The 25,773-nt window shown below is 37.9% G+C and carries 28 protein-coding genes; 6 read left to right on the forward strand and 22 right to left on the reverse strand.

Features of this window, described 5'->3' with window-relative positions:
- Nucleotides 1-195 precede the first annotated feature (195 nt).
- The 4 genes from ORH16_RS01070 to ORH16_RS01085 form a co-directional block, all read right to left on the reverse strand.
- Nucleotides 196-798 carry a C40 family peptidase gene (locus ORH16_RS01070; protein ID WP_265455446.1) on the reverse strand — a complete coding sequence of 201 codons (603 nt, stop codon included), beginning with the start codon at nt 796-798 and terminating at the stop codon, nt 196-198.
- A 200-nt stretch (nt 799-998) separates the two neighbouring features.
- Nucleotides 999-1,220: a hypothetical protein gene (locus ORH16_RS01075; RefSeq protein WP_265455447.1), complete on the reverse strand. Its 222-nt coding sequence runs from the start codon at nt 1,218-1,220 to the stop codon at nt 999-1,001.
- Nucleotides 1,221-1,225: 5 nt separating this feature from the next.
- Nucleotides 1,226-2,365 carry a M56 family metallopeptidase gene (locus ORH16_RS01080; protein ID WP_265455449.1) on the reverse strand — a complete coding sequence of 380 codons (1,140 nt, stop codon included), beginning with the start codon at nt 2,363-2,365 and terminating at the stop codon, nt 1,226-1,228.
- A gap of 1 nt (nt 2,366) precedes the next feature.
- Nucleotides 2,367-2,738, reverse strand: a complete 372-nt coding sequence (locus ORH16_RS01085; RefSeq protein WP_265455451.1) for a BlaI/MecI/CopY family transcriptional regulator — start codon at nt 2,736-2,738, stop codon at nt 2,367-2,369.
- A gap of 240 nt (nt 2,739-2,978) precedes the next feature.
- Between ORH16_RS01085 and ORH16_RS01090 the strand changes: the two genes are divergently transcribed.
- Nucleotides 2,979-3,914 (forward strand): GIY-YIG nuclease family protein, encoded by a 936-nt coding sequence (locus ORH16_RS01090; protein WP_265455453.1) that lies wholly within the window; start codon nt 2,979-2,981, stop codon nt 3,912-3,914.
- A 199-nt stretch (nt 3,915-4,113) separates the two neighbouring features.
- On the opposite strand, the gene ORH16_RS01095 is transcribed toward ORH16_RS01090, so the two are convergent.
- The 3 genes from ORH16_RS01095 to ORH16_RS01105 all read right to left on the reverse strand — a co-directional run bounded on the left by ORH16_RS01095 (nt 4,114) and on the right by ORH16_RS01105 (nt 6,085).
- Entirely contained in the window at nt 4,114-4,731 is a 618-nt protein-coding gene (locus ORH16_RS01095; RefSeq protein WP_265455454.1) for a hydrolase, read from the reverse strand.
- 359 nt (nt 4,732-5,090) lie between these two features.
- The gene (locus ORH16_RS01100) at nt 5,091-5,642 is read right to left on the reverse strand and encodes a DUF3267 domain-containing protein (protein WP_265455455.1); all 552 of its coding nucleotides are present in this window, start codon (nt 5,640-5,642) and stop codon (nt 5,091-5,093) included.
- 155 nt (nt 5,643-5,797) lie between these two features.
- Nucleotides 5,798-6,085, reverse strand: coding sequence for a hypothetical protein (locus tag ORH16_RS01105; protein WP_265455457.1), 288 nt, complete (start codon nt 6,083-6,085; stop codon nt 5,798-5,800).
- Nucleotides 6,086-6,921: 836 nt separating this feature from the next.
- Between ORH16_RS01105 and ORH16_RS01110 the strand changes: the two genes are divergently transcribed.
- A complete protein-coding gene (locus ORH16_RS01110; RefSeq protein WP_265455459.1) occupies nt 6,922-8,112 on the forward strand; it encodes an amidohydrolase in 1,191 nt (396 codons plus the stop codon).
- Between the two features lie 182 nt (nt 8,113-8,294).
- Here ORH16_RS01110 and ORH16_RS01115 read toward each other — a convergent pair whose 3' ends face one another.
- Nucleotides 8,295-9,389 carry an ABC transporter permease gene (locus ORH16_RS01115; RefSeq protein WP_265455461.1) on the reverse strand — a complete coding sequence of 365 codons (1,095 nt, stop codon included), beginning with the start codon at nt 9,387-9,389 and terminating at the stop codon, nt 8,295-8,297.
- A complete protein-coding gene (locus ORH16_RS01120) occupies nt 9,386-10,114 on the reverse strand; it encodes an ABC transporter ATP-binding protein (protein ID WP_265455464.1) in 729 nt (242 codons plus the stop codon). The genes ORH16_RS01115 and ORH16_RS01120 overlap by 4 nt, the downstream gene beginning before the upstream one ends.
- Nucleotides 10,115-10,493: 379 nt before the next feature.
- Between ORH16_RS01120 and ORH16_RS01125 the strand changes: the two genes are divergently transcribed.
- On the forward strand, nt 10,494-11,570 hold the full coding sequence (locus tag ORH16_RS01125; protein ID WP_265455466.1) for an NCS2 family permease: 1,077 nt from the start codon (nt 10,494-10,496) through the stop codon (nt 11,568-11,570).
- Between the two features lie 2 nt (nt 11,571-11,572).
- The gene (locus ORH16_RS01130; protein ID WP_265455468.1) at nt 11,573-12,142 is read left to right on the forward strand and encodes a phosphoribosyltransferase family protein; all 570 of its coding nucleotides are present in this window, start codon (nt 11,573-11,575) and stop codon (nt 12,140-12,142) included.
- A gap of 65 nt (nt 12,143-12,207) precedes the next feature.
- Here the strand turns inward: ORH16_RS01130 and ORH16_RS01135 are convergent, their stop codons facing one another.
- The 4 genes from ORH16_RS01135 to ORH16_RS01150 all read right to left on the reverse strand — a co-directional run bounded on the left by ORH16_RS01135 (nt 12,208) and on the right by ORH16_RS01150 (nt 14,988).
- A complete protein-coding gene (locus ORH16_RS01135; protein WP_265455470.1) occupies nt 12,208-12,450 on the reverse strand; it encodes a hypothetical protein in 243 nt (80 codons plus the stop codon).
- Nucleotides 12,451-12,620: 170 nt separating this feature from the next.
- Nucleotides 12,621-13,016 carry a PTS sugar transporter subunit IIB gene (locus tag ORH16_RS01140; RefSeq protein ID WP_265455472.1) on the reverse strand — a complete coding sequence of 132 codons (396 nt, stop codon included), beginning with the start codon at nt 13,014-13,016 and terminating at the stop codon, nt 12,621-12,623.
- The gene (locus ORH16_RS01145; protein ID WP_265455473.1) at nt 13,010-13,864 is read right to left on the reverse strand and encodes an alpha/beta fold hydrolase; all 855 of its coding nucleotides are present in this window, start codon (nt 13,862-13,864) and stop codon (nt 13,010-13,012) included. Before ORH16_RS01145 ends, ORH16_RS01140 begins: the two co-directional genes overlap by 7 nt.
- A 344-nt stretch (nt 13,865-14,208) precedes the next feature.
- Nucleotides 14,209-14,988 (reverse strand): HAD family hydrolase, encoded by a 780-nt coding sequence (locus ORH16_RS01150; protein WP_265455474.1) that lies wholly within the window; start codon nt 14,986-14,988, stop codon nt 14,209-14,211.
- Between the two features lie 803 nt (nt 14,989-15,791).
- Between ORH16_RS01150 and ORH16_RS01155 the strand changes: the two genes are divergently transcribed.
- A complete protein-coding gene (locus ORH16_RS01155) occupies nt 15,792-16,235 on the forward strand; it encodes an NUDIX hydrolase (protein ID WP_322597273.1) in 444 nt (147 codons plus the stop codon).
- 219 nt (nt 16,236-16,454) lie between these two features.
- Here the strand turns inward: ORH16_RS01155 and ORH16_RS01160 are convergent, their stop codons facing one another.
- The 8 genes from ORH16_RS01160 to ORH16_RS01195 all read right to left on the reverse strand — a co-directional run bounded on the left by ORH16_RS01160 (nt 16,455) and on the right by ORH16_RS01195 (nt 23,951).
- The gene (locus ORH16_RS01160) at nt 16,455-16,946 is read right to left on the reverse strand and encodes a pyridoxamine 5'-phosphate oxidase family protein (RefSeq protein WP_265455476.1); all 492 of its coding nucleotides are present in this window, start codon (nt 16,944-16,946) and stop codon (nt 16,455-16,457) included.
- 16 nt (nt 16,947-16,962) lie between these two features.
- Nucleotides 16,963-17,577, reverse strand: coding sequence for a DUF6273 domain-containing protein (locus ORH16_RS01165; protein WP_265455478.1), 615 nt, complete (start codon nt 17,575-17,577; stop codon nt 16,963-16,965).
- Between the two features lie 62 nt (nt 17,578-17,639).
- On the reverse strand, nt 17,640-18,113 hold the full coding sequence (locus tag ORH16_RS01170; RefSeq protein WP_265455480.1) for a hypothetical protein: 474 nt from the start codon (nt 18,111-18,113) through the stop codon (nt 17,640-17,642).
- Nucleotides 18,114-18,347: 234 nt separating this feature from the next.
- Nucleotides 18,348-19,421 (reverse strand): iron-containing alcohol dehydrogenase family protein, encoded by a 1,074-nt coding sequence (locus tag ORH16_RS01175; RefSeq protein ID WP_265455482.1) that lies wholly within the window; start codon nt 19,419-19,421, stop codon nt 18,348-18,350.
- The gene (locus ORH16_RS01180; RefSeq protein WP_265455484.1) at nt 19,390-20,361 is read right to left on the reverse strand and encodes a bile acid:sodium symporter family protein; all 972 of its coding nucleotides are present in this window, start codon (nt 20,359-20,361) and stop codon (nt 19,390-19,392) included. Before ORH16_RS01180 ends, ORH16_RS01175 begins: the two co-directional genes overlap by 32 nt.
- A gap of 824 nt (nt 20,362-21,185) precedes the next feature.
- Complete coding sequence (locus ORH16_RS01185) at nt 21,186-22,214, reverse strand: acyltransferase family protein (protein ID WP_265455486.1); 1,029 nt, start codon at nt 22,212-22,214, stop codon at nt 21,186-21,188.
- Nucleotides 22,215-22,497: 283 nt separating this feature from the next.
- On the reverse strand, nt 22,498-23,316 hold the full coding sequence (locus tag ORH16_RS01190; protein WP_265455488.1) for a Cof-type HAD-IIB family hydrolase: 819 nt from the start codon (nt 23,314-23,316) through the stop codon (nt 22,498-22,500).
- Nucleotides 23,317-23,348: 32 nt separating this feature from the next.
- Nucleotides 23,349-23,951: an HD domain-containing protein gene (locus tag ORH16_RS01195; RefSeq protein WP_265455490.1), complete on the reverse strand. Its 603-nt coding sequence runs from the start codon at nt 23,949-23,951 to the stop codon at nt 23,349-23,351.
- Nucleotides 23,952-24,076: 125 nt separating this feature from the next.
- On the opposite strand from ORH16_RS01195, the gene ORH16_RS01200 reads away from it, so the two are divergent.
- Entirely contained in the window at nt 24,077-24,832 is a 756-nt protein-coding gene (locus tag ORH16_RS01200; RefSeq protein ID WP_265455491.1) for a DeoR/GlpR family DNA-binding transcription regulator, read from the forward strand.
- A gap of 160 nt (nt 24,833-24,992) precedes the next feature.
- On the opposite strand, the gene ORH16_RS01205 is transcribed toward ORH16_RS01200, so the two are convergent.
- Nucleotides 24,993-25,496 carry a hypothetical protein gene (locus ORH16_RS01205; protein WP_265455493.1) on the reverse strand — a complete coding sequence of 168 codons (504 nt, stop codon included), beginning with the start codon at nt 25,494-25,496 and terminating at the stop codon, nt 24,993-24,995.
- Between the last annotated feature and the right edge of the window lie 277 nt (nt 25,497-25,773).

The raw sequence follows: 25,773 nt of genomic DNA on the forward strand, positions 1-25,773 counted from the left end.
TTTTGCTTACAAAAACCAAAGCTTTATAAAAGAAAAAAAGCCGCTAACAAAAATCTCTTTTATGCTTTGGGCTTAAAGAAATTTTTATTAACGACTTTTAATACTCGCTTGTGGATGGAAAAGATATTCTTACTATTTTATTTTACGACTATTTTTTATAACTCTGCATACTCAGTTAACCTTGTTTAAATCCTTTTAATTTTCAGTTGTCTCATATATTAATAACCTTTTGGCAAAGCTTGGTGTAAAACCTTCAAGGGAAATCATAGTCACCACCTGTCTAATGTCGGTAGCATGAATCATTAACTCATCACCGATGTAAATTCCCACATGATTAACTTGCTCATTTAGTCCAAAAAAAAGTAAGTCTCCCGGTTGTAAAGCTTCTAAAGGAATGAACCTACCTAATTTTTTTTGGTTCTCTACTCCCATTGGCAAATTAATATTTGTAGCTTCTTGAAAAACATATTTCGCCAAACCGCTACAATCAAACCCCAAAGGCCCACTCGCACCTAAAATATATGGTTTCCCCAGTTGAGCACCAGCCGTTTCAATGAGCAATCGTTGTTCACCTGTCATTGCAGATTGTGTACTGTCATTCAAAAGTGACAGAGCAAATGTATTCTCCTTGAGATGTATCTGCTTATTTTCCAGATGTTCTTCTATCTCTTTTGCAACATCATTTTTCGTAGCTCTTTTACGATAGTCTTGGGATAACATTATCAATTTTGGATGCCCAGAAACTGAATCAGATAAAAAGATACTCATACTTTTCTTTAAATTCTTCCGTTTTCTCAAATTGAATCCCTCCTCCAAAATTGATTATGCTAAACTAGCTCGTTCGATATTTTTTTATTTTAGACATTATTAAATATTTTATCATTGAATTAGTTTTTCAGCAAAGTCATTTTTTGTGGAGGTGGGAATTTTCTTGCTTGTTGGGTTGGGAGAAGGTATAGAAAAAGACATCCACTTGTTTTGGATGTCTTTCAGGACTGTTAAACTCTGACCCACTCGCCTAGCCACTGTTGTTTGGAATGATTATATTGACGTTTGTGCAAGATACCATTGATAAGTTTGAAGCGCCATTCAATAATTGGCTTAAAGGTTGAGATTTGAGAATCTTCTATCGATGGCTCGGATGCTATAGCTATGCTTGGACCAACAATCAATGTACTAAAAAGAACAGAAGCTGCTAACAAAATTTTCATTTTCTTCACTAAGATCATCTCGTTTCGTTTATTATTGGCAAATCTTTTACAAATGGCTGATTTAAATCAGTAGCCTCTCCCAAGTTCTTCCCATTAAGAATTAAATAATACTTATTATCACTCGTTCGAAGAATATATCCATCGGAAAAATCTTCTAATTTAACTGTTCCCTCAATATTCGCTATATCCTCACTATAAGGCTCAAAAACCGTGCTAACAAAAAATATCGGCAAGATAACTAGGAGTAACAAAATGGCTCGATTGGTCTTACGGACTTCAAAGCCATCCATTAGAAAACTGACGCGCTTTCGCAAAATTGCACTAGATTCAGAGCTGAAGTGTACGACATTGCGCTTCTTAATGGCAGAGTTTTGAAGCTTGGTTAAACTTTTTTTATTGACGGACACTAATGACTCCACGTAAGCAAAATAATCATCTTCGCCAAGATTCTTAGTGACCTGCGAGTCTACTCGCATTTCGATAACTAGACTTAGTCCCTTGCGTAGCAGGTACATCGGCGGAAACCACCAATAGATGGCCACAAGCACCTCTAAAAGATATTTCAATAGAATATCTTTATTTTTGATGTGTTGCAGCTCATGGGCCAAAATAAAGTTCTTTTCCTGTTTGGTTAAATCAGGAATATCTGCCAAAATAATTTGCGGATGAATGGCACCTACAGTCACTGCTGAAGAGACAACATTTGAGATAGAGACCTTAATCTTCTGATGGTCAATATTCTCTTTTATCGTTTGATTGATCTCTTGAAAACTAATACTGTCTGTTTCCAGACGATTGACATTTTTTGTTAATTTCACATGCTCCCTCAGTAAACGGCCCAACTGAATGACAACTCCAATCGCCCAAATACTGCAAAAAATGGTCAATATTGAAACGGTCAAACTGCCAATAGTTATTTCATACAAAAGCCACTTGTAAATGGTTGGAAACAGCCAGGTTGATTTGATTGTTATGGCAGTTGGAAATTCAATCGGAATCATCAGCCGCAGAAAAATCATTAAGAAGAGGGTAAAAATAAAATCAGCACGAATCTTCTTTAAACTTTTCTTTGACCATAAAAGATAGAACAGTAGCAGAGTTAAAATCAGAACAAACCCTAATGAGGTTAAAATGGAGGCAACTGATAGCACCATATTAATTTCGGTCCTTCTTGATCAATTTTTTCCTTTCCAAAATTTGTTTTTCTAACTCATTCAGTGACTCCATGTCCTTGGTGGTGTCAATAAAATTGGTAACCAATTTTGACAGTGAATCTTGCGACATTTCCTGTGCGATAAATTGTTCCTCGCTAATCGTTGGCAGGTACTGGCGAGTTAACGCAGTTTTGTTGTAGCCAATGCCACCAATCTCCAACAGGTTATTGACAAAAAGCTTTTTGACAACTGCCGCCACCGTATTTTTGTTCAAATCCGGATCCTGCTCAATGACGTCCGCAATAGAAAGCGGTTGATTCGTTCGCCAAAAAACTTCTAAAATTTGGCGCTCCCGCTTCGTCAGCCTATCCATAATTATCAACTCCTTATTACCGTAATACTATTATTATAGCAATATTATTTTACTCTGTCTTGCTATTTCTTTAAATTGAGTAAATTTTTAAGAGAACCTTCCTAAAATTTCTCATATTTAGTTGTTAAACCAAAAAAATTAACGCTTATTCATCCCTAGTTCTCCGCTTCTGGACACTAGAAATTTTATGCAAAATACATTAGACTCAACTTACTATTAAATTATAAATCAGGTGCACACATGAATCTAAAAGAAAAAGCGCGACAATTACCGGCTAGACCTGGTGTTTACTTTATGGTGGACAGCCATGACCAGCTTTTATACATCGGCAAGGCGAAACGACTGAATAAACGGGTAATCAGCTATTTCATTCCCTCGACTCCTCAGTCGAAGAAAAATCAGCGGATGATTTTTCACATCGCTGATTTTAGCTACCAAACTGTCGATACTGAATTAGAGGCGCTATTATTGGAGCAACAACTGATTGCCAAGTTACATCCGCCATATAACCGCCTAATGAATTATGCTGAGCGTTACCGCTATTTGATTTTTACTGACCAGCAGTTCACTATTTCAAAGGAGCCAACCGCTGAAGCTTATGGCCCTTTTAGCCAGTATAAACGTCTGCCGGAGGTAATTCGGGTGCTGATTGAACTGTATGATTTACCGAGTTCCCGCTGGAGACTACCAGCAGCTAGAGAATTACATCAAAAAAGACAGTCCCTTTTGCCACAACTTTCCCACGAATTAAAAAATCATGAAATAAAACAGACATTGCTTGGTGGCGGTGCTGCTTTAGAGAAAATCAATTATCAGCAAAGTAAGGCGTTGGAAATATTAGCATTTGAATGGGCAAAAAGTCTTGAAGAGGATAAAGAAATTTTGCGGAGATTTCAAAAACAAGCTTTGACTCTCCACAAAATTTTAGCTCCTAAACCTAGAATTATTGCCGACGAGATAGATGCTGACACCACTAAGGCCTTTTTAGTTTTTCAAGGGAAATTGCTAGCAGAAAAAAAGCTGCCAACTAAGCAATTCACCACAAACATCACTGAATTTGAAAATTTCCCACTACCACCCGTGGAGCACTTCATCCCTTTTAACGAGCTGGACAATCGTTTAATTGTTGCCAGCTATTTTGACAAAGTTCAGGTGATGATTAAAAAGGATAAATAATCAAATGAAACAAAAAAAACATATTAGTATTAGAACATCCGAGCTTAAATTACAGCTTTTCTTTTCTAATCATAATATGTTTCTTTTAGTTTTTCACCCAATTAGATATCTGCTTTTAAAAAAAGCATTCCATAAAGTCATTTCAAACTAGTTTAAAAAATTCTTCCAACTCATTTTTTCGTGTTAAAAGTCCGAATTTTTACATTCTAAAGAAAAAGTCACCTTCGAACATTAGTTTCATGAAATCAGGAACTATTGCATCTCTGTTCCAATCCCGTTGCCATTCACAAGCTAATTGGGATAAGCTAGTAAGCTGAGCGCCTGCTTGTTCGACACGGCGTAAGGCTGCTTCGTGGGCTAATGTTGACGTGCCGCCAATGGCATCGACAACTGGATAGACTTCATAGCCTTCTTTTAAGGCGTCCAAGGTTGGGAAGGTCAAGCAAGCTTCGGTCCACAATGCGGCAATAATTATTTTTTTGCGGCCGCTGTTTTTGACGGCTTCATAAAATTCTTTATCCTCCCACGCATTAATCGAGGTCCGATCATAGGAAACCTCATCTTTTAAGATTTCATTGAGGGGTGCCACTGTGTCTGCATCTCGACCAGTCGCCACGTTGACAGTCGATAAAATAATCGGCACATCGTAGGCCTTAGCAAATTTTGCCAACAGCCCAGCATTTTTTAATAACTCATGGTGGTTGATAGAATTGACCGCGTTCACTTGCACTGGTTGATAATCAATAATCAACACAACTGAGTTTTCCGGTGTTAATAAATGGTCTTCCTCGGGATTTCTTCTTGTAAAGCTTGTCATAGTTTTTTCCTCCTAAAGGTCTGGTATCCTACTATTATAGAAGCTCTCAGCTTGATTAGAAAATAAAAACCCTTTCTGTTATTTGACACGAACAGGATAATTGACGAAATGTTAATTATCAGGACTAAAAACTTCATTTTGCTTGCTGGCAAACTAATCAGTTTGGGCAAATCGTCAACTTTTTCTTGATGTTATTACGCATTCTTGCATAGCTCCATAATTTTATTTGATGATTGGCTAAATCAAAAACCTCATCACTATTTATTATTTTGAAAATAATTTATCAATAAATCTCCTTCAACTACTTTTTAATTTTAGAAATTTTTGAACGACTGACCAATTATTTTCTAGTTTTACCTCTAAACATTTTCTTTTTGATAGAAGTTAATCCCCACCTCGGTATCCTCCACAAGAGTATTTTGCGGGCTCTTGAGTAAAAGCAAAGCAAAATAGAAATCACCTGAGCAGCCGCCTGCATGAACAGCAGCTACTATAGCAAAAAAGGAAGCCGATAAAATGTTTAAAGAATAGAGTAGGACAAGACAGCAGCTAATGATTACAAAAGGCGCCAAAATAATAATTAGAAATTGCGTTTTTGTATAATAGGAATTCGGACTCGTCGCATAGGCCATGCCATTTTTAAAGCCAAATTTGACTTTTCCTTCCAGATTAAATACTTTGAAAAAGAACCCATGAATCAACTCATGAACAATAATTACTACAAAACTTACAACAACAAACAAGAACAGCCCGATTAAACTAGTTTCTTCACTACCTGCAGTGGGCTGCAGAAGTTCTGCTAATATGGCAAAAATTCCAAAAAAGACGATTCCCAAGGCGATTGCCGCCACATTCAACCACACAACCGCCCGCTTATTTTCCATAATATTAATGCTTTTAACCAACTTCATTTTCTGATCCTCCTTATAAAAATATAAAGACTCACCAGTCGTTACAAACTTAACTGGTGAGTCTTCTTGATTTTGCTTTAAGCTGCTGAACGAGCTCCTTTATAGAAGCTTTTCAACAAATTTTTTGAGTTCATCAAATAGTTAAACTCTGTTTATTAGTTATTGCTGTAATCGCCTAAGATATCTCCCATGCGAAAACCGCTACTTTCTGAGTCAACGCCGCTAACTTCGTCCGTTGCAGTTGATGCTGTAGTTGGTTCAACTGATGCAGTAGGCGTGCTGCTGGTTTTCAAATAAGCTTCTAAGAAGTCATCAAAAGAAGTTACCGCCAATTTTTCCATCATATAATGTCCGACACGTTGCGCCTCGCCGTCTAAGTATGCTTGTTTTTCTGTCTCTAACGCTTTAATTTTTTCATCAAATTCGTTTAATCTTGTTGCCAAAATAGCCACTTCCTTTTTTCATAGTGTGATTGTTTTCCCTATTATATCAAAAAAACTAGCAAACTCTCATTATTTTTTGATAATTTTTTTAATAGCAGGGTAATCTCTAACAATCAGGGCTAACTTAAACAATAGAACAAGCTACCACGAGTGGGAAATAGCATCTGTAGTCGCTTAAAATGCTATATCTGAAAAATAAATCATTTTATAAATGCAAACGCTTGCAAAAAACCGAGAAATAGGTATAATAAAGAGTGTAAGGAACCAAGATTCCCACAATTAGTTTTTAAGTAATTTAGTTTTTGTAAAGTAGTATTGTGAATGCAAATTCTGGAAGAAAAGAGGCTGATTGACACGCACGAAGTAGGTTGCGTGTAAGAGAATTTAGGTTTAAAACATTATGAAAGGCGTGGGGATTTGATCGTTTCCTTACTAACTGAATATGACCTAACAGGTGTTTAAAAAAACAGTTGGAGCAACAATGGACACTCCATCGAGATTTGTATGAGAAGAAAAAACACAAAATCCTGTTAGGTCTCTTTTTTTGCGCTTTTTTTGAAATTGGCTTTAATTAATTAGCTTAATTATGACGCATCGAAAAAATTTATTCCACGATTAGCACATTGCTATCTGGACATTTTAAGGGATTTTTCAATTCCTTTGTGCTCAGCTTTTCCTGTTCAAGTCCCTTCTAACTATCATTCAACTCCCTCTGACCGCAACTCTAACTCCACCTGACGCTGCCATCTTTTTATTCAGCTAGCTGGTTATAATTTGTCAGAAATTCCCTGTCAAGATAAAATAAGAATGAGTTTATTTAAAAAGGGGCGTTTAGAATGACTTTATTAGAAACTATGATGCAGCAATTAGAAAAAGAAGAAGCCAATATCATCGAAACTCGTCGAGACTTTCATGAATATCCGGAGCTGTCCTTTCAAGAAAAAAGGACGTCGGAAAAAATTAGCGCTTTTTATAAAGACTTAGGGATGACAGCCCAAAGCTGCGGCACTGGTTATGGATTGATTGTTGATATTGACACCGGCAAACCGGGAAAATGTTTGGCTTTGCGAGCAGACTTCGATGCTCTGCCAGTTACGGAAGCCAATGGACTGAGTTTTGCATCAAAAAATCCAGGAGTGATGCATGCCTGCGGTCACGATGGGCATACCGCCTATTTAATGCACGTCGCAAAAGTTTTAAACGAAAACAAAAATCAGCTGACCGGAAAAATCCGAATTATTCATCAACCAGCCGAGGAATTAGCCCCCGGTGGTGCATTAGCTATGATTCAAGACAATTGTCTTGCAGGTGTCGATAATATTTTAGGGTTACATGTCATGTCTACCATGAAAAAGGGGACGATTCAATACCATCAAGGTGAGACACAAACCGGCCGTTCAAATTTTACTCTGACAATTAACGGATCTGGTGGTCACGCCTCTCAACCACAGCTTTCTAACGATGCTATCCTAGCTGGCGCTTATTTTGTAAATATGATTCAAAGTATTGTTTCCAGACGCCTCGACCCTTTTTCAATGGGCGTCATCACGATTGGTTCCTTTGATGGCAAAGGTTCCGCCAATGTGATTAACGGCAGCGTCACCTTAAAAGGCGATGTGCGCTATTTTGACAATAGCACCAAAGAGTTAATTCAAAAAAATATCACAGAAATTGCAAAAGGTTTGGAAGTCGCCTTTGAAGTCAAAACAGATTTAGACTATAACGACAATTATCCAGTTCTTTATAATGACCCGGATTTCACTGAATATGTTGCAACTACAATATCTAAAGCAAATATTTCAGAAATAACTGACGTGTTGGAATCTGGTAAACAAGACCCTTCTGAAGACTTTGCCTATTTTGCTCAACAGGTTCCGGCCAGTTTTATCTATGCCGGTTGCGACGTTAACGACGGCAAGAAGCATCCCCATCACAGCCCAGAATTTCTGATGGATGAAGCCTGCTTAATTGTTGCCGCTAAAGCCGTTGCGGCAGTGGTAGTCGATTATTTAGGGGAGAAATCATAATTAACTTTTCTTTTAATCTCAATAATTTTAAACCTATTGCTTTTTAAAACAGCAACAGCATTACTAAAATAAAAATGATAACCACTCTTTAACAGATAGGCATTTTATGCATGCAGACTCTGTCAAAAGAGTGGTTATCGTTTTTTTACCTCTGCCAGTTTACTTAATTAATAATCAAGTAATTAAACTTTTCGATACCGTTTCATTCCTAAAATATTGATTAGTGTAAAGAGTATGATAAAACCCGTCAAAATGATTAAATCTTGCCAGATATCACTCCAGCCCTGTCCTTTTAGCATAACAGAAGTCAGTGCATCCCCTTCATAAGTCAGCGGAAAGAAATAGCTGAGACTTTTCACCCAGTTTGCCATTGAATCTAAGGAAATAATCCCAGAAAAGAAAATCTGCGGAATGACCACAATTGGTAAAAACTGCATCATTTGAAATTCTGAGCTGGCGAAGGTGGAAACAAATATTCCCAAGACCAGTGCCACTAACGCCAATAAAATATTGGACACCAGCACCCAGCCAATATTACCTGCAACATCCACCTGCAAAACATAGATTGCAAAAAAGACAATTAGCACAGTCTGGATGATGGCAAATACGCCATAGCCTGCTAGATAGCCTAAAACAATTTCACTGCGTTTGACAGGTGTCGCCAAAATTCTTTCCAAAGTTCCAGAAGTTCTCTCCTTTAATAAAGCAATCCCCGATATCAAAAAGACAAAGAAAAAAACAAAAAAACCAATCAAAATTGGAAAAATTTTATCAAAGAAAGTGGTACTGCTATCGCCGTAAACATAGGAATTGTCAACGCTGTAATTTGTGACTGAGTACTCTGTTCCCGTTGTAGCTGCAGCTTGCTGCAATTCCTCGGCCATATCTTTAATCGTGTCTGCGGTCAGAACATTTGCCAGCAGCACTTTGAGGGCACTCGTCTGGCTTGGATCACTATTTTCATAGACAACTTTAATCGTGGAATTGCTAAGACTGATAAAAGCAGCAAGATTATCCGTTGCAACCGTCTGAGAAATATTGGTTGCCGCAAAATAATCTTTTACAGTTACATGGTCAGATTCTTCAAGAGCATCTGTGATGGCTGTCGGCACACTAGCATCCACTCCAATTGTCAGAGTTGGATCATCACTAGAGGTAAATAACACATTCATCAACGATAAAATCACCAGCGGCGCAATAAACATCAATGTCAGGGTTCGTTTATCCCTGAACATTTCCCGCAAAACTCTAAAGAAAATCGCTTTAAATCGAATCATTTGCTAGGCACCTCTGCTTTCAAAAAAACCGCTTCGATTGTATCAACCTTAAATTGTTTCTTCAATGCTGCAGGACTTCCCCAAGCAAAGACTTTACCTTCAATGATTAAACCGACTAGGTCACATTTTTCAGCCTCGTCCATAACATGGGTAGTGATAATAATCGAATTTCCTTGAGTAGCTATTGTCCGTAGCTGTTTCCAAATTTCCACCCGCAAACTAGGGTCGATTCCAACAGTCGGCTCGTCTAAAACTAAAAGCTCTGGTTTGGCCAATAGTGAAATTGCTAACGATAGCCGACGCTTCATACCGCCAGAATAATTTTGCACTTGGATTTTAGCTGCATCGCTTAAATTGACTAAAGCCAAATTTTCTTGAATCGCCGCTGCCAATGCTTTTTTCTTTAATCCCATTAGATTTCCAAAAAATTGTAAATTTTCTTCTCCACTTAAGCTCTCATACAAGGCATCACTTTGTCCCATATAACCAATTTTAGCCAAAATTTTTCGATTTGGCATCGTCACGTTAAATATTTTGGTGGTTCCTCGATCCAATTTTTCCATCCCCATCAGGCATTTAATCGTCGTGGACTTGCCAGCACCACTAGGGCCAATCAGACCTAAAATTTTCCCCTTTTCAATTTCGATTGTGACATCCTCCAACACACGGCGTTTATCAAAACTTTTATAGGCATGCTGCATTTCAGCAATCATCATCTCTGCCATTTGCCCGTCCTCCTTTTAATGGTCAAGCTGTAAATTATCTTGTTCTATTTGGAGTATAGACTTAAACTAATTTATTTCAATTATTTGAAATAGATAATGGACAGAAATCGAAAATTGATTAGTAATGGGTGTTACTACTCATTAAAAAGGTGTCTTGTTGTTTTTAGTCAGCAAGTATCCGATTTGAATAAGCAGTGACTTTAGTATGCTTTTTAAAGACTTTGATTCATTAATAGCAAATTTCGAAAAAGGCGAACATTCTCCATTTTCTAAAAACCTATTTTCGATAATAAATAGACAGATTTTTGATAAACCAGTATGATAGTATCGAACAATTATTATTGGGTTTATATTTTTATTCGGATAAAGAGGTGTCTACGTGACTTTTATTGAAGATTTAATTGCGGCAATTGGGGTTGTCCTGAACGGGATTCCCCAAGGTATTTTAGCAATGACCTTGGGCTTTGCGGTCTTTCCTACTACATTTTCATTTATTTTTGCTTCGGCAGTCAACGGAATTTTCCATTCCGTTGCGCCACTTTCCTTTCAAGCGGAATCCTTAGCCATCACAGGTGACATTGGCAAGACTCATAAGGAACGGATTTCGATTATTTTTTTCGGCTCATTGATTATGTTTTTTATCGGAGTTTCTGGATTGCTTACACAAATTGTCGACTTTCTTGGGGAGAATATCATTTCTGGTATGATGGCCGGCGTTGGAATTATGTTGGCTAAAATTTCCCTTAACATGGTCAAATCAGACCGAGAAATTGGCCTTGTATCATTGATAACGGCGGTTTTCATTTATTTATTAACGAAGGATTTAGTTTGGACCATTACGCTGTCAGTTATTTTAGCCACTTTGTATGCTCGCATTAAAACAAAATACAGCGTTGATCTACCGGAGCACGTCACCCAAAGAAAATTTGTTTTTACGAAACCAATAATCAATACGGCGGTGGTTCGTGGCGCTCTTAGTTTAGCTTGTTTGAATATTAGCGCCAATATTTCTTATGGATTATTAACTGGGCAAATGACAGGTATTGAACCCAATCCAGTCAACTTAAATCTACTGACAATCACCCAATCGATTGCCGACCTTGGCACCAGCTTGCTCGGCGGTGCTCCGGTTGAAGCAGTTATTTCAGCTACTGGTAGCGCACCAAATCCCGTTCTTTCAGGGATTTTGATGATGCTGATTATGGCCGTGATTTTATTTAGCGGCCTGTTACCAAAAATTGGTAAATTTGTACCCAGCTCTTCTATCTCAGGCTTTTTATTTGTTTTAGGCACCTTTATTGTCTTCCCTGACAATGCCAGCCTAGCTGTAGCCGGCACCGATTCAACAATCGGCGCCATCACCTTATTAATCACCGCCGTGGTCGATCCGTTTTTCGGATTGGTAACCGGTGCGTTTTTCAAAATTATCTTACCGATTTTAGGATTAGGAGTGTAAACATGACGGAGAAAAATTTTTACAACTTAACAGTCGGCCAACTGACACGCCAATTGCCTATCGTTCCAATTACAAACGACATGGCGATTGCCTCCTTTGTCTTATTAGGAGACGCCGAGCTGACCCATTATGCAGCAAAATTATTGCTTGAAAAACTACCACAAGATTTTGATTACATTGTGACCTTTGAAAGCAAAGGCATCCCGCTAGCTCAAGAGCTGACCTATTTAGCCGGACAGAAAAAATATTTTGTCCTCAGAAAAAGTATCAAATCCTATATGGAAAATCCGGTCACGCAAAGTGTCAATTCAATCACTACAAAAGAGGAACAACTTTTAGTATTAGATGGGACAGATGCCGCTGAACTCCAAGGCAAAAAAGTTATTCTATTAGATGATGTTATCAGCACTGGTGCTTCTATGCAGGCAGCAGTAGACCTTTTGGCTGCAATTAAGCTTGAAATTATCGGAAAATTCGCGATTTTAGCTGAAGGCGAAGCAGCCGACCGCACAGATTTAACTTACATCACCAAACTGCCACTGCTCGAATACCCATCATTAAAAGAAATCTAATCCTTACAAAAAACCACTAGAAAATTCTTTGCAGATTTTCTAGTGGTTTTTTAATGACATTGATATCAATTATTTATAGGTTGCGTAAAAGACATATACAGCACCCATAATGCAAATAAAAACATCAGCCCACTTGCCACATAAACAATAATTCCAAGGACAGGTGCGACTTTTTGAGCTTCTTTTGGTTGATTGTTAAACGTATTGCCGGCAATTAGCCGCAGCCATTGCCCCTTTCGAAAATGAAAACCGATTGCTGCCAATGCACTAGCAACAGCAACTAGTAAAATTTCTATAAGGATAACCATCGCTACCTCCTTAACTAGTTTAAAACAAGCAGAAAAGATTTTTCCATTAGATTGTGACTAGCTTATAAAGTGGCTTCTCTCAGCTCTTGCCAAAAAGACCAGCAGAAATTTATTTATTTTGACGTAAACACCAAAAGTCAGACTAAGAGTTATCTTTTTGGAAACAGTACCTATTGCTTATTTTGCAACTTTTTTTGCAGATTGAAAATATCAGCCAAGGCCTTTTCACCATTCATATTCCCGAAGGTTTTCATATCGATGTCTGCACAGGGTACATCAATCGTTGCTAATAGCTTTTGTAAACTAGGCGTTTTATAGCGAACCTGAGGGCACACCAGCACTTGATCTACATAAGGCTTAAACAGCGGCTCCAAATTATTTTGGGTAATTTCCCCTTCTCCACCATATGCGATGAGTGTCGGAAATTCAGCCGACAATTGTTCAAAATCCTTGATTACCTCGTGCAAATGGCCAAAATGGACGGCTTCAGGGTCAGCCGCCTTTGAAATTTTCTGACAAAACATACTCGATGTCATCCCGCCTGCACAACAAATAAAAATCAGCATGATGTATGCTCCTTTATAAACGTATTGTAAATCTGTAAAAATGTATCAGGAGCTTCGGAAAAAGGCCCGTGTCCACAATCCGCAAGCGCATGATAGTCTATCAAAGAATTTTGCTCTTTGACCAGTTGAGCACTTAGTTTCTCTTGAGAACAAATTGAATCTAAAACCCCCTGAATAATACAAAGGGGGATTTGCACCGAGTCAAAAACACCAGCCAAATCTGCATCAAAAAACCAATCACTCATCTGATAAGTATAGTGTAGGGATTTAGACTGATTTTCCTCTGATAAAATATACTCTCGAATTGCCGGCTGAGCAAAAAAATCCTGCGGCGATAACTCAAGCATCTGAGCAAATCGCTGCTTCTCTTCAGCAAATAATCTATTCATATACTGTTGCTGGCCTTTTTTAAAAAAGGCTCTTCCTTCAGCTTTGCTAAAGAAAACAGCAGGACAGCTGAGCAACAATCCCTTTACGCAAGTTGGCGCTGCTTTGATAGTTTGCAGAGCCAAGTTTCCTCCAAAGCTCCCGCCAAATAACCAAATTTCTTTTTTGGCAAACAGCTTTTTAGCAAAATGAATGACCTCCAAGACATCTGCTATCAGCCTCTCTTTAGAAAATTTTTCTGTAGCTGGAAAATAAGAATTCCCAGCTCCCCGCTGATCAAAATAGAGACATAAATAATCTTTTTCCAATTGTAAGAAAGCCTCAATTTCTCTCAAAGGACGATAGCCACTACCCGGGCCTCCGTGCAAAAAAATAATCAGCTGCTGAGCCTCTTCATTTCCTACCACTAAAGAATCCAGCCGAACTTTATCATCAGTCAAAATTGAAAATACTTGTTCCATAAAATCCTCACTTTTTCACAATTATTTTCTATTATAACGCAGTAAACTTCATTTGATAAGGCTTACTAAATTTAGATTCTTATGTTGAAATTACCTTTTCCGGTGTTTGAAAGCAGAAAAAAAGCTGTGCCATTACTTAAAACAGAGCCGAACTTTATGAACAATATCTAACAAATTGCACTCGATATTGTTAATTTGCGACGAGGACCGATTGAATCGCAAGGACTCACGTACTTTCGCGAAGCCCTGTTGGTCCACAGAAACAAATACAGAATAGTTCAGAATTTCATCTGTTAAAAAGTTAATATCACAGCCTTATTTTTACAGCTATTTACACTATAAGCTTATATCAATCCATGTTTAATACAGTAATTATAAATACCATCCTCAGCTACATGACCGATTACTTCATCCGCAACCGCCTTTAAATCCTCAGAGGCATTGTCCATCGCAACACCCCAGCCAACAGCCTTCAGCATTTCAATATCATTATTCCCATCGCCGAAAGCCAAAGCTTCAGACTGATCAAAATTATAGTAGGCTAAAATCTTGGCAATACCTGAACCTTTTCCGCTACTCAGAGGAATAATATCCACTGCTCGATTCCACCAAGCCACAATTTTAGCATTGTGAGTCTCCTCCATTACCTTATCGTAATCTTTTTTTTCTGAACCCAACATGACTTGGAAAATATCTTCATTTTCTACTACCTCAGCAAAATCCTCAGACACAATCACCGGTTGGTGGGCAAATCCAAAATATTCAGCTAAATCCGCATCCGTTCCATTCGCGATTGTCTTGTTTTTGGTGGCAACAGCGACAGGACGTTGCAATGCACTCGCATTTTGAATTATCTGCCGCACATCTTCAGTCGGAATCGGATTGCTTAAAATTGTTTCCCGCTGATTAAAACAATACGAACCATTGAAGGTCAAAAAAGCATCAAACTCCACCTGCTCAAATTGCGGCAAAGCAATCGGACTACGCCCTGTCGCAATACAAATGATGATGCCCTTTTTTTTCAGCTCAATCAACGTCTGCAGCATCTTTTCAGAAATCTGCTTTTTCTCCATATCAATCAACGTGCCGTCAATGTCAAAAAAAATAATTTTTATGTTTTCCATGGTTTGCTCCTTTTATAGATAATTATATCCGATACTTAAATCTTTTATAGGTTTCATTTTATCAAAACTAAATACATTGAACCACTTGAAAAGAATAAATAGCTTATTCATTAGAGAACTCATCCGTTTCGGCAGAACAATTATTTTTCTATTCTACAGGAAATTATGGTGAACCTTGGCAATCTGGCTTTGTAGTCAATTTTAATCACCTGGTGCAAAACGTCCGCTTTCTTTTGAACGAAATTTGTTTTGCTGGCACACGAGACGAGCTTTTCCACACTTTAGATTGTGGACAAAATTAAAATCTAGCTGTTATTTCTTCTCCTGATAGCTACGCAAAAGGTTAAGTAAATATCTTTGGTTCTCCAATAATATTGCACAACTGAGTTCGACTATTTATCTTACCGTTTCAAATTTTACAAAAAATGAGAACTTTGATGACAAGCAAATGAAAAGTTAGATATATCAATCCATTGATGGTAGCGCCAGTTTGCAGGTTGTGGAGCAGGGAAATCAGGTGCAGATATAATTTCAACCTTAACTAAACAATTCATTTTTATTTGAAAGCTATAGAAAACATTAAAACAACCATCGTCATTAAAACCTCCAAATTCCTATTTGTAATATTTGATTTCCTCTCTACCTTGATTTTACTCAAAATACACGTAAGTTTTTGTTTTGATAATTGCTATCAAATGAATTACTTTCTTAGATTTTTATCTTAATACGGCAAGAAGATTCAAAAAAATCCCCCTCCAGATAAAAAAGTTTGATAATATAGAATCTAGACAGGTGGTATTAATTTGAAAGTTACAATTTATAATTTAAATGAAAAAGCCGATAATCAACTTGCCTTTGCAGTTATTATCGCGAAATTTGAAGCTAAATATCTCTTTGTTCAACATAAAAATCGCAGCACGCTAGAAATACCTGGTGGGCATCGAGAGGCTCATGAAAGTATTTTAACCTGTGCCCAGCGTGAGCTTTACGAGGAAACTGGTGCTTTGGACTATTCAATAGATCCTCTTTTTGTTTATGGCGTGCAAAAAGATAATCAGGAAGAAGATTTCGGCTTGGTCTTTTTTGCCGAAATTTTGGAGCTTGAACCTCAGCTTCATTTTGAAATTTCCAAACTCCACTACCTTGATTCAGCACCGAAAAATTGGACTTATCCACAAATCCAACCCAAACTCTTTACCCAATACCTCACTAAACATGATAAAAACCACAGACTTGGCGACTGCTAGTCTGTGGTTTTTAGAAATAGATTTAAGGTTGGTACTCAATTCAAAACAGATTCGTAAACTTTCTCAAATAAAGCAATTGTAAAATCTCCTGAAAATTTGATAAACAGGGCTGAAAATCTATTTTTCTCAAAAAAATTGGGTGGCTTCATGCCAAGGTTTCCAGAATCAGACTGATGATCTGCTATGAAACCGACTCTTTATTAACCGTAAAGCTTAAGGTTAATAAACCCCACCATCTGGCATTTCTTGTTGATTGACAAAATCCAGATGATACAGTTTTTCCCAATGATTGATATTCAAGGTGCCTTTGGTTAAGTGGACAGCCAAGAAGCAACAATTCTCATCGGCTTCATTATTGGCCATATCATACCACTCGGCAAAGACCGTGCGCAGTTTTGTTCGAATTTCTGCATTTTTAGGATCAAGGACCCAGCCGAGATTTTCCGCCAAGGCATTGGCGGTGAACATTTCCAAATTGCCGGCTACAGAGACTTCTGGGTTGTGGGCAATTTGTTTCATTTTATTGGACTGGGCATGGGTGATAATATAAAACGCGCCCTTTTCGTAATAGGCATCCACCGTACGGACAACAGGTCGAGGCTGTTGATTTTCCGCTGACTCTAAAGCAATCGTCGCTAGAGATATCAGATTGTCCTTACCTCCACCAAATTTTTCTTCCAATAATTGTAATCCTTCTTCAAATTGATTCATTTTCCTTACCCCTTTTTTAAGTTAATTTCAGCCACAGAGCTGGTCGTAAACCGCCGCTATTGTCATGAGTCTGGGGATGAATTGTGTTGCTGGAATAGTTAAAGGTGCTATTGCCTTGAATTCCAATGACCCCATTGCCCCAAATATAGACGGCTGTCCGCTGATTTTTTCCCGACGAGCGTAGCCACCACCACCAGATATCACCTTGATACACCGCAGACCGTAAAGGATTATGAACGTCCTTCCTTTGAAACCAGTACCGCTGCTTTTTCGCCGGCTGATATAACAGCCGGCTGCTGTCGCCAAAATATTTTGCGGCGACTTCTTCAATACTTAGTAGGAAAATTTTATCTAGTGTAGCCTCGCCCGCATCCGTTTTATACCATTCATTAGCTGGATTTTCATTGACTACTGGCAGAATTTTTTGACGTTCGTCTTCTGTGAATGTCGTGAAAAACTCATTATTTAGATACTGACGAATATCACTGGTTGACCAACTAACCTCACCGGCTTGATTATGATAAGGTCGTTGGCCAATTATATCTTTGGTAATTAACAAAGTCCTCTCTGGCTCAACAGCTAAAACCTTCCATTGATACAAACCAAAAGTAATTATCTCACCTATTTCCATTTGTCCCTCTCTTTCTTTCGCTTTCTTGAAACCAGTTATTAGCTAAAGAAATTCATTAAAATTTATTTTTTCAATTTGATGGGAACATAAACTTCCAATTGTGCATAGCCGAGCTGTTCCTGCAGCTCAGAAGAAGTTACGCTGTGGGATAAATCATAATGCCCCTCGTATTCGTTCAGTTCAAAATTGTCACTCTCAGCAATCCATTGTTTAATGGTGCCATAGACCGCTTGTTCATCGGCAACATCGTCTAAAACCGCCGTTGCCGCAGCATATAAGCCACCGGGAAAATCAATTAGTTCATACTGAAGCTGATTAGGGAGTGCGTAAAACCAAATCAAAGAGTTGTTACTGCACTCAAACATCATAAAATCCCGCATAAACCATTTGTCTTGGCGCTGCTTGTCAAAAGCTGACCACCAGTTATTAAACTTGGTCAGTTGCCCAGCTAGTCCAAAGGGATTATCAGCTTCTTTTGCATAACCTGATGAAACCATTTTACATGCGGGAAATTCAATTATTCGGATTGTTTCCATACTTCACACCTCTTATTATTTTCTTTTAGCTTACCAAGAAAAAGCGCTTGTTTCCAATTAATTTCTGTCGGAAAAATTAACTAAAAAGATAGCTAGCTGGTTGTTTATCTTCTACAAACAACCGACGCTTTTTCTCTGCAATAACGCAAAAACCCCGACCAAATTTCTTCAGTCGGGCTAGGGGGGAATTATTAGGTTTCTTCAAGGCTTCGTGCTTTTTTCAGGCTAAGCTAATTAAGCTGGATAGGTCTCAACATCGATGATGGCTTGTTTGAACATGTCTCGAGTAATTTCATAGGGTACATGCACGATGTCATTTGTGCTCATCGCCTTATCAAGAATTTTATCCAAGTCACAGGAGACATCCAAGCCCATTTCGGTCATTGAAACCGGCAATTTATTTTCTTCCATAAAATGATACACTCTTTGGAAAAGTGCATCCTGGTTGTCCATTTTTAGTAATGCCAAAACGCCGTAGCTGACAGAAGCGCCATGCAGATAGTTTTCCATTTTTTTCAACACCGTAGTGCCGTAATAGAAGGAATGAGCCATTGCGGAATTGTAATCATTAATGACCAAGACAGATACCAAGCCAGTTGTGACGATAATATCAGCGACAACCTGTTCTAAAGCAAAGGAAGAAACACCTTTAGCATTGTCCTGCAAGGCTTGCGTGCCGTAAGTCAGCAAACGATCGGTACACATTTTTCCAATCTGGATTCCCAGTGCATCGGTATAATCCAGTTGATCGCCGCGGGCAGAGAAGGTCGATTCAATTTCTTTTGAAAGGGCGTCGCCAACGCCAGCCCACAGATATTCATCTGGAGCTTGCGCAATAATTGTTGTGTCAATAAAAGCATGCGTTGGCGGTTTTGATGGGAAGAATAGGCCTTGCATTTCTCCTTCTTCCGTGTACATAACACACACAGCAGTTACCGGTGAACAATTAGAGCCGATTGTTGGGAAGGTGAAAACGGGTTTGCCTGTTTTTTCACCGACTACTTTGACTGTATCACAAACCCGGCCGCCGCCGACAGCAAAGACCACATCAGCTGTCTGGACACTAGGGTGGTTAACTAATTTTTCAACATTTTCATACGTAGAGTTGCCGCCATACCATAAGTTGTCGATGATTTCGATTTCAGTAGTTATTGATTGTTTAATTTTAGTTTCGGCAGCGGCTAATGCTTTTTTGCCGCCAATCATGACCGCTTTGGTTCCATAACTTTTGACAACCTCAGTCACTTCCTCATAAGCACCAGCTCCAAGGGTATAATTAGGTAAAAACACGTTTTGATTTTGACTCATATTCTTTTCCTCCTTCATGTTTAGCAGACAAACTGGCCAAGATTGGTCCAGTGATTTGATGAATGACCATGCCAACAGCCGCTGGAATAACTGCCGTCGGGATAGTAGCAAAATGAGCATTTGCTAATGAGATTGCTAAGCCGGTATTTTTCATACCCAGCTGGAACATAATTGATTTCGCTTGTTTGCTGCTAACACCTAGCAAACGACTCACACCATAGCCTGCACCGTAACCGATGAGATTATGAAGAGTCACCAACAGAATCACAATCAGACCAGATTGAACAATAACGGCACCATTATTTGAAACTGTCCCGGCTACGATTAACAAAATGCTAACTGATGATACTAGGACAAACGTTTTGGTAAAACGTTCAATATGCTTTTCAATTAATTTATGGACAATCACACCTAAGATGATTGGCACCAGCACCATTTGTAACACGGAAAGCAGCATTTGCATAAATGAAATATTGGTGTAACTTCCAGCCAGCACCAATGTTAGTAATGGTGTAACAACTGTAGCCAATAAGGTCGAGACAGTCGTTAATGAAACTGTTAGGGCCACATCCCCTTTGCCGATAAAAGTCATCACATTACTAGCCGTTCCACCAGAAACTGAACCTAATAGAACAAAACCAATAATCAAACCAGAAGAAAGGCCAAAGAGATTTGCCAAACCAAAGGCCACGAGGGGGCTAATTGTAAATTGAAAAATAATTCCTAAAATAAAGGCTTTCGGCTGGATGACAACCATTTTAAATGCGTCTAAATTCAAGGTCATCCCCATGCAAAACATAATAATACTTAACAAATTTGTCGTTTGTGCAGGTATCCATAAAAACGGCTGAGGAAAAAAGTAGGAGACAATCATCAATAAAATCATAATGTAAATCAAGTATTTATTTACAAAGTTTGCTGTAGCATTCACGATTTTCATATGGTGTAAGTTCCTTTCAATTCAGATTGACAACTTTTTATCAGCAGTCTTTGAAAGCACTCGATTAAAAGTTATCGTGAAAGTTGCAAAGATTCACTAATTTATTTTCTGTTACACTCAATCGAGTTTCATAATTGAGTATAAAAAAAACATTCCATCAAAGAAGTTGTCTTCTTTTAGATGCAATGTGAACAGGGACTTTTGAATTTAAAAAATCAAAGAGTCCCTACACTAATAATAAAATAATGACCGCCAAGTTTTTGTTTTTCAGCATAATAACCAACCTCCACAATTTGAATTTTCTGAATATTCTTAACTATTTTTATTCATCTTATTAAATATCTTTTGTTTTGTCAACTATAAATCTAATCTTTTTTTAATTTGTCTGAATTTTCATTTTTCTCTTGCAAAATCATTGGGGAAAGAAATGCGGAAATTGAAGATGAATTATCCGTTATTTTTGCTCTAAAAGTTTAAAATATTTTGAGATGAATTAATTGAAATTTAAGGGGGATCTGATTGAAAAAACTAAATTATGTAACAAGAAAAAATCTTGCATTTTTTAAATAGCCTTATCTTGAAACAACACAACATGTTTTCCAAATATACTTTACCTAAAGGAAAACTATAAAAGCAGCCGATATAACTCAGCAACAGAAAAAACTGTAGATATATCTATGGAAGATTTATATCTGTACCGAGCTTTTATTAGTGAAGAAAGAAAATCCGACAAATAGACCCTAAAGACTTCATCAGTCTAATGGGGTTGCGAAGGGTTTGTTAAATGTTTGATATCACCAGACAAACGAAAAAAAATTGTCCCCTCAGTGTCTACTTGAAAGCTTTGGCAATAGTGATTCATTTGCCTTAAGTTCTTTAATTTTGCTATAGGTTTCGACCATTAAAAATGATGCCCCTATGCCCAAAATTAAACGATAGGTTCCCATTTCAGGCTTTGACAAGCCAGTCGTTGTCACAAAAATATTAAAGAGCTGGATAGGTACCATATGAAAGAAAAAAATTCCCTGTCCATATTTTTTTAAATAGCAAAAATTGCTCTTTCCACGATAGCTTAGCAAGATCAAGAAAAAGAAGAAGCTCAGTGGAATCAATAAGAAGAAAAAATTGACATCTCGTCCTTGATTTGAAAAAACTAACCAACCCTCTGTTAGAAAAAATAAAGCAGATACACCTAAGCCAAGAAAGTTTAGTTTCGTCTTTTGCATAAGCTTTTCATGGTGTTCTGCCAAGTAAAAGCCGATTAAGATAAAAATTCCGGTAAAAAATAACCCATTTCGAGTGGTTAAAAAGGTAGCAAAATATTTATCCATCACTGTGTTCATAAACGTGCCAGCCAAATAAGCGGAATAAGTCTCGCTGGCCCCGATTACATAGAAGACAACTAAACCAAGAAAAGCCTTTAGATAACCCCACCTATCGATTATTTTTTTAACAAGTATAATCCCTACAAAAACAGCAGGAAAATACCACAGATGATAAAAAACACCTGTGTAAACTAAGCCAACCAATGCGGCAATTGGATAAAGAAAAATGGGAAGCTGCAGATATTCCTGAATAAATTGAATCCCTAGTGGCAGATAGATAATCGACCAAATCACATATAGTCCAACATTTTTTTTGAACCATTTCTTTTGCCCCCATGATTCCTTTTGAGCATAAAAAAACACATTGTTGATAACAAAAAATGGCACCGCCAGCCTAGCAACCATATTTTTCAGAAAAAAATGGAGCTCTTGATTTGCTGTGACGGTACCAGAATGTACTAGAACAACAAAAAGCGCAAAAATAAACTGTGCTAAATATAGTAATTGAAAATCTCTATTGTGTTTCATTTAGAACGCCCCCATGTCAAACCCCTGTTGATAAATTAAGTTTACAAGATGGGGAGGCTGAGTTCATGGGGCTTAAGTTGCACTGCGGACTCATTAATTAGTCTGGCTGAACTGATCTGAACAACAGACCTTCAATTTTTTTGCTAGTAGCTATTAATCACTCCGTTTTGAAAGAACAGAATGGAGATTAACTCACTTTCAAGTCTTTTAAAACTTGAGTAGGATAGTTTAACTCTCTCTATACTGTGGGTAAATTTTACCATTGCATAATTTTCGTCAACTCTTACGAATTAGGAAATAGTTGATCCAAAGTCACCAAGACACCCTCTTCATCATTTGATGGACAAATGTAATCGGCGACAGCTTTGACATTAGCGGCAGCATTTTCCATGGCGTAGCCTCGACCGCAATAAGCCAACATCTCTAGGTCGTTGCCGCCATCACCAAAGGCGGCACATTCTGCTGGTGTGATTCCCCATCGCTCAATTAATCTTTTCAGTCCAGATGCTTTATGCAGTCCGGGAATGATTAAGTCGATTGAGCCATGGCCGCTGCTAGTTGGTACTAACAAGCCCGCTAATTTTTCCTGAAAAAGTTTCAGATAGTCGTCTGTTTTTTCTACGGGAACAGTCGGGGCAAATTTCAAAATCTGATCATCAACTTCAGCAAAATTATCCACCCATTTCAAACGATGGTAATAAATATTTGTTAGGTCGAAAAATTCTTGGCTGACAGTGCCCCGCTCACAGTAGGCGCTGTCGAGTCCACACATAACATTTTTTATTTCAGGATGCTCTTTGCATAATTCCAACACTGCTAAAATGGCTTCCCTAGAAATATTTCCAGAAAAAACCAGCTCCGTTTTATCCTTTACTAAAGCACCATTTTCAGCGACAAAGCTTAACTCATCATAATAACCTGGAAAATGGGAACGCAGTTGATAATATTGATTACCGCTGGCTACAACAAACTGACAGCCGGCTTCCTGCATTCTCGCCAAGGCCGCTTTAAAGTGCGGCACATCGTAGGTGTAATCACTGCGGACGAAGGTGCCATCCATATCAACGGCAACAAGCTTAATGTTATAAGGGTTTTTACTCATGACTTTTTCTCCAATCAATTTTTATCTTTTATTTAAACTACACTTTTTAAAATTCCCGGCAAAAGTGTGTAAATCGACCTTCCAATCATTGCTTCAAAATATTCCTTGTATTCATACGTTTTATTCCAACGAGAGACAGTAAAGGGAAAAATACCGTACCGTCTAGCTGTATCAATAAATCTCACTTCAAGGGGGCAAAAACCTTCTGCAACAGCCAGTGCATCACATAATATCAGCAGTTTGTCATAATCATCGTACTCAATTAAATTTAAAAAATTTTCCATAAACTGATATTGTTCTTGAGAAATATCCACCTCAGCAATATCTGCGTGAATATCTTTTATGGGAAATGAATGGGTCAGACAAATTCTAGCCACATCTGTCCAGCCCTTTGCTGTGGCAAAATCATAGCCGTCAATCGTGTGTTTTAAGGCGGAGCGACCATTTCTTCGGCCAATGTCGTGTAAAAGTCCCAAAATATATGCCTGTTCTCCATCCAATATGCCACTTGCCTCAGCGATATATTTTGCGGCTAGGCCAACATTTCGTGAATGCTCTACCCAAGGGCCGGGATTTAGCCGGCTAGCTATTGCCAATTCATATTCGGCAGCTGCCAAACTTAAATTTCCTGTCATTTTCTGCACCCCTCTCTATTTGATTGGTCAATTAATTTTCGCAAGCTTAAAAATTTAATTTTTTTAAGTGACTTTAAGTCAAAATAATTATATACTTAAACAAACTTAAATGCGAGGTGTTTTTGATGAATCAACAAAATCGTTTGCTGTTGATTATGGATAAATTGAAGGAAGAAATGTCACTGAGCTTAAATGACATTATCGTAATCACCGGCGCCTCCAGAGATACAGCGCGGCGGGATATTATTCGTTTGGCTGATGAGAATCTTGTTACCAGAACATACGGCGGCATCAGCTTGACCAACTCTTTCAATAAGTTAGATGGCTACCTCGAACGAAACGATGATTTTGTAGCCATAAAAAAAACCTTGGCTAAAAAAGCGGCCGCATTAGCCAAAAAAGGGCAAATGACTTATCTAGATGTTTCAACAACCGTCGCTTTAATGCCCCAATTTTTACCCAAAAAAGAATTGTATACTCTTACGAATTCAATTGATATTGCCGATCAACTATTAAGAAACACCGAGAATAAAACAACACTGTTGGGGGGCATCTTAGATCGAGACACCCGCTCAGTAAAAGGCGGTCATCCGCTATTAGAATTGTCAAAATACAAACTCAATCTGGCTTTTCTTAGCTGTGCAGGGATTGATGCCGATGGTGTGTATTATGCCTATGATGAGGATATCGACATAAAAACTTTGATTCGTCAGCAAACCGAACAGTTAATCCTCTTATGTGACCACACTAAAATAGGCTTAAGCCACAATTTTTTACTGTACGACTTTACCCAAGTTGACTATCTGATTACCGATAGACTGCTGCCAGAAAATATAGCAAAAAAAATTGGCCCAGATAAAATTATTTATACATCAAAGTGATTGCCTGTGTCTGGCATTAGCAGATGACTGATATCAGGTTTTAATCACTTCTGCTCCGTTAAAGAGCTGAAATTACAGCAAAAAAGCCAACCTGTTATCTAAGGTTGGCTTTTATATTATGAGCGAGTAGGTGGTAAACTACTGTTAAATGAAATTTTTTCTATTTTTCTAGCCTCTTTTGATAAGCTGATTTCATCTGTCTACTTGACTCGTATTCTAAATAAAAAAGATTTTTATTTGTTAGACTCTGAGGATCAAGCCCCCGTTCAATCATCAGCTCACAATGGAGTAGCGAATTATTGACCCAGAAGTAATTGGTTTTTTCTTCAAAGAGATATAATAACAGCTCCCCTTCCTCTGGAGACTCAACTGGAAATTCCAAAGGTCCATAATCCGTTAGACGGCCTGAAAAATAATCATGACTGTCGCCCGTCCGTTTGATTTTATAAGCATGAAAAACTAGCGGTTGAATATCCAGCGTAATATCGAAGCTGGCATTATATTTCTGCATCTCTAAAAACGATTTGCTGATTTTCTCTAAAGGAAACTCCATAATCTCAAACCTCATTTTTAGGTACTCCAATAGCTGTTGACTGCTCTTCATCCGGCCTGCGTGTACCTGTTCTAACAAATAGGCTAGATGTTTATCAGAAGCGGTTGCCATAAAATCCCTCCATTTAGGTTTATATTTGAAAACACCTCAAACAATAAACTCGCATATCTCTTATCCTAACATACTCACTTCCAACGAAAAAATACAGTCATAACAGCTATCAAAAAAATAAAGTTCGCTGTCCTAAGTAAATTGGCTATTTCTATCTTACTTTCATTTTTGGTCAAATCAGCGTCATTGTTTTCTATATTAAGAAGTGGTTTAATAGAATTAAGCAATAATTTTTTTAAAAAAATTACGGGCTCCTTTAATCAGCCCGGATAAATGA

This window comes from Enterococcus sp. HY326 (assembly GCF_026157065.1).
In the GTDB taxonomy this organism is placed as follows: domain Bacteria; phylum Bacillota; class Bacilli; order Lactobacillales; family Enterococcaceae; genus HY326.

Excerpts from the sequence above, each read along its gene's own strand:
- ORH16_RS01080 (WP_265455449.1), bottom strand. The coding sequence starts at position 2,365 with ATGGTGCTATCAGTTGCCTCCATTTTAACCTCATTAGGGTTTGTTCTG.
- ORH16_RS01085 (WP_265455451.1), bottom strand. The coding sequence starts at position 2,738 with ATGGATAGGCTGACGAAGCGGGAGCGCCAAATTTTAGAAGTTTTTTGG.
- ORH16_RS01090 (WP_265455453.1), top strand. The coding sequence starts at position 2,979 with ATGAATCTAAAAGAAAAAGCGCGACAATTACCGGCTAGACCTGGTGTT.
- ORH16_RS01095 (WP_265455454.1), bottom strand. The coding sequence starts at position 4,731 with ATGACAAGCTTTACAAGAAGAAATCCCGAGGAAGACCATTTATTAACA.
- ORH16_RS01100 (WP_265455455.1), bottom strand. The coding sequence starts at position 5,642 with ATGAAGTTGGTTAAAAGCATTAATATTATGGAAAATAAGCGGGCGGTT.
- ORH16_RS01110 (WP_265455459.1), top strand. The coding sequence starts at position 6,922 with ATGACTTTATTAGAAACTATGATGCAGCAATTAGAAAAAGAAGAAGCC.
- ORH16_RS01115 (WP_265455461.1), bottom strand. The coding sequence starts at position 9,389 with ATGATTCGATTTAAAGCGATTTTCTTTAGAGTTTTGCGGGAAATGTTC.
- ORH16_RS01120 (WP_265455464.1), bottom strand. The coding sequence starts at position 10,114 with ATGGCAGAGATGATGATTGCTGAAATGCAGCATGCCTATAAAAGTTTT.
- ORH16_RS01130 (WP_265455468.1), top strand. The coding sequence starts at position 11,573 with ATGACGGAGAAAAATTTTTACAACTTAACAGTCGGCCAACTGACACGC.
- ORH16_RS01135 (WP_265455470.1), bottom strand. The coding sequence starts at position 12,450 with ATGGTTATCCTTATAGAAATTTTACTAGTTGCTGTTGCTAGTGCATTG.
- ORH16_RS01140 (WP_265455472.1), bottom strand. The coding sequence starts at position 13,016 with ATGCTGATTTTTATTTGTTGTGCAGGCGGGATGACATCGAGTATGTTT.
- ORH16_RS01145 (WP_265455473.1), bottom strand. The coding sequence starts at position 13,864 with ATGGAACAAGTATTTTCAATTTTGACTGATGATAAAGTTCGGCTGGAT.
- ORH16_RS01150 (WP_265455474.1), bottom strand. The coding sequence starts at position 14,988 with ATGGAAAACATAAAAATTATTTTTTTTGACATTGACGGCACGTTGATT.
- ORH16_RS01160 (WP_265455476.1), bottom strand. The coding sequence starts at position 16,946 with ATGAATCAATTTGAAGAAGGATTACAATTATTGGAAGAAAAATTTGGT.
- ORH16_RS01165 (WP_265455478.1), bottom strand. The coding sequence starts at position 17,577 with ATGGAAATAGGTGAGATAATTACTTTTGGTTTGTATCAATGGAAGGTT.
- ORH16_RS01170 (WP_265455480.1), bottom strand. The coding sequence starts at position 18,113 with ATGGAAACAATCCGAATAATTGAATTTCCCGCATGTAAAATGGTTTCA.
- ORH16_RS01175 (WP_265455482.1), bottom strand. The coding sequence starts at position 19,421 with ATGAGTCAAAATCAAAACGTGTTTTTACCTAATTATACCCTTGGAGCT.
- ORH16_RS01180 (WP_265455484.1), bottom strand. The coding sequence starts at position 20,361 with ATGAAAATCGTGAATGCTACAGCAAACTTTGTAAATAAATACTTGATT.
- ORH16_RS01185 (WP_265455486.1), bottom strand. The coding sequence starts at position 22,214 with ATGAAACACAATAGAGATTTTCAATTACTATATTTAGCACAGTTTATT.
- ORH16_RS01190 (WP_265455488.1), bottom strand. The coding sequence starts at position 23,316 with ATGAGTAAAAACCCTTATAACATTAAGCTTGTTGCCGTTGATATGGAT.
- ORH16_RS01195 (WP_265455490.1), bottom strand. The coding sequence starts at position 23,951 with ATGACAGGAAATTTAAGTTTGGCAGCTGCCGAATATGAATTGGCAATA.
- ORH16_RS01200 (WP_265455491.1), top strand. The coding sequence starts at position 24,077 with ATGAATCAACAAAATCGTTTGCTGTTGATTATGGATAAATTGAAGGAA.
- ORH16_RS01205 (WP_265455493.1), bottom strand. The coding sequence starts at position 25,496 with ATGGCAACCGCTTCTGATAAACATCTAGCCTATTTGTTAGAACAGGTA.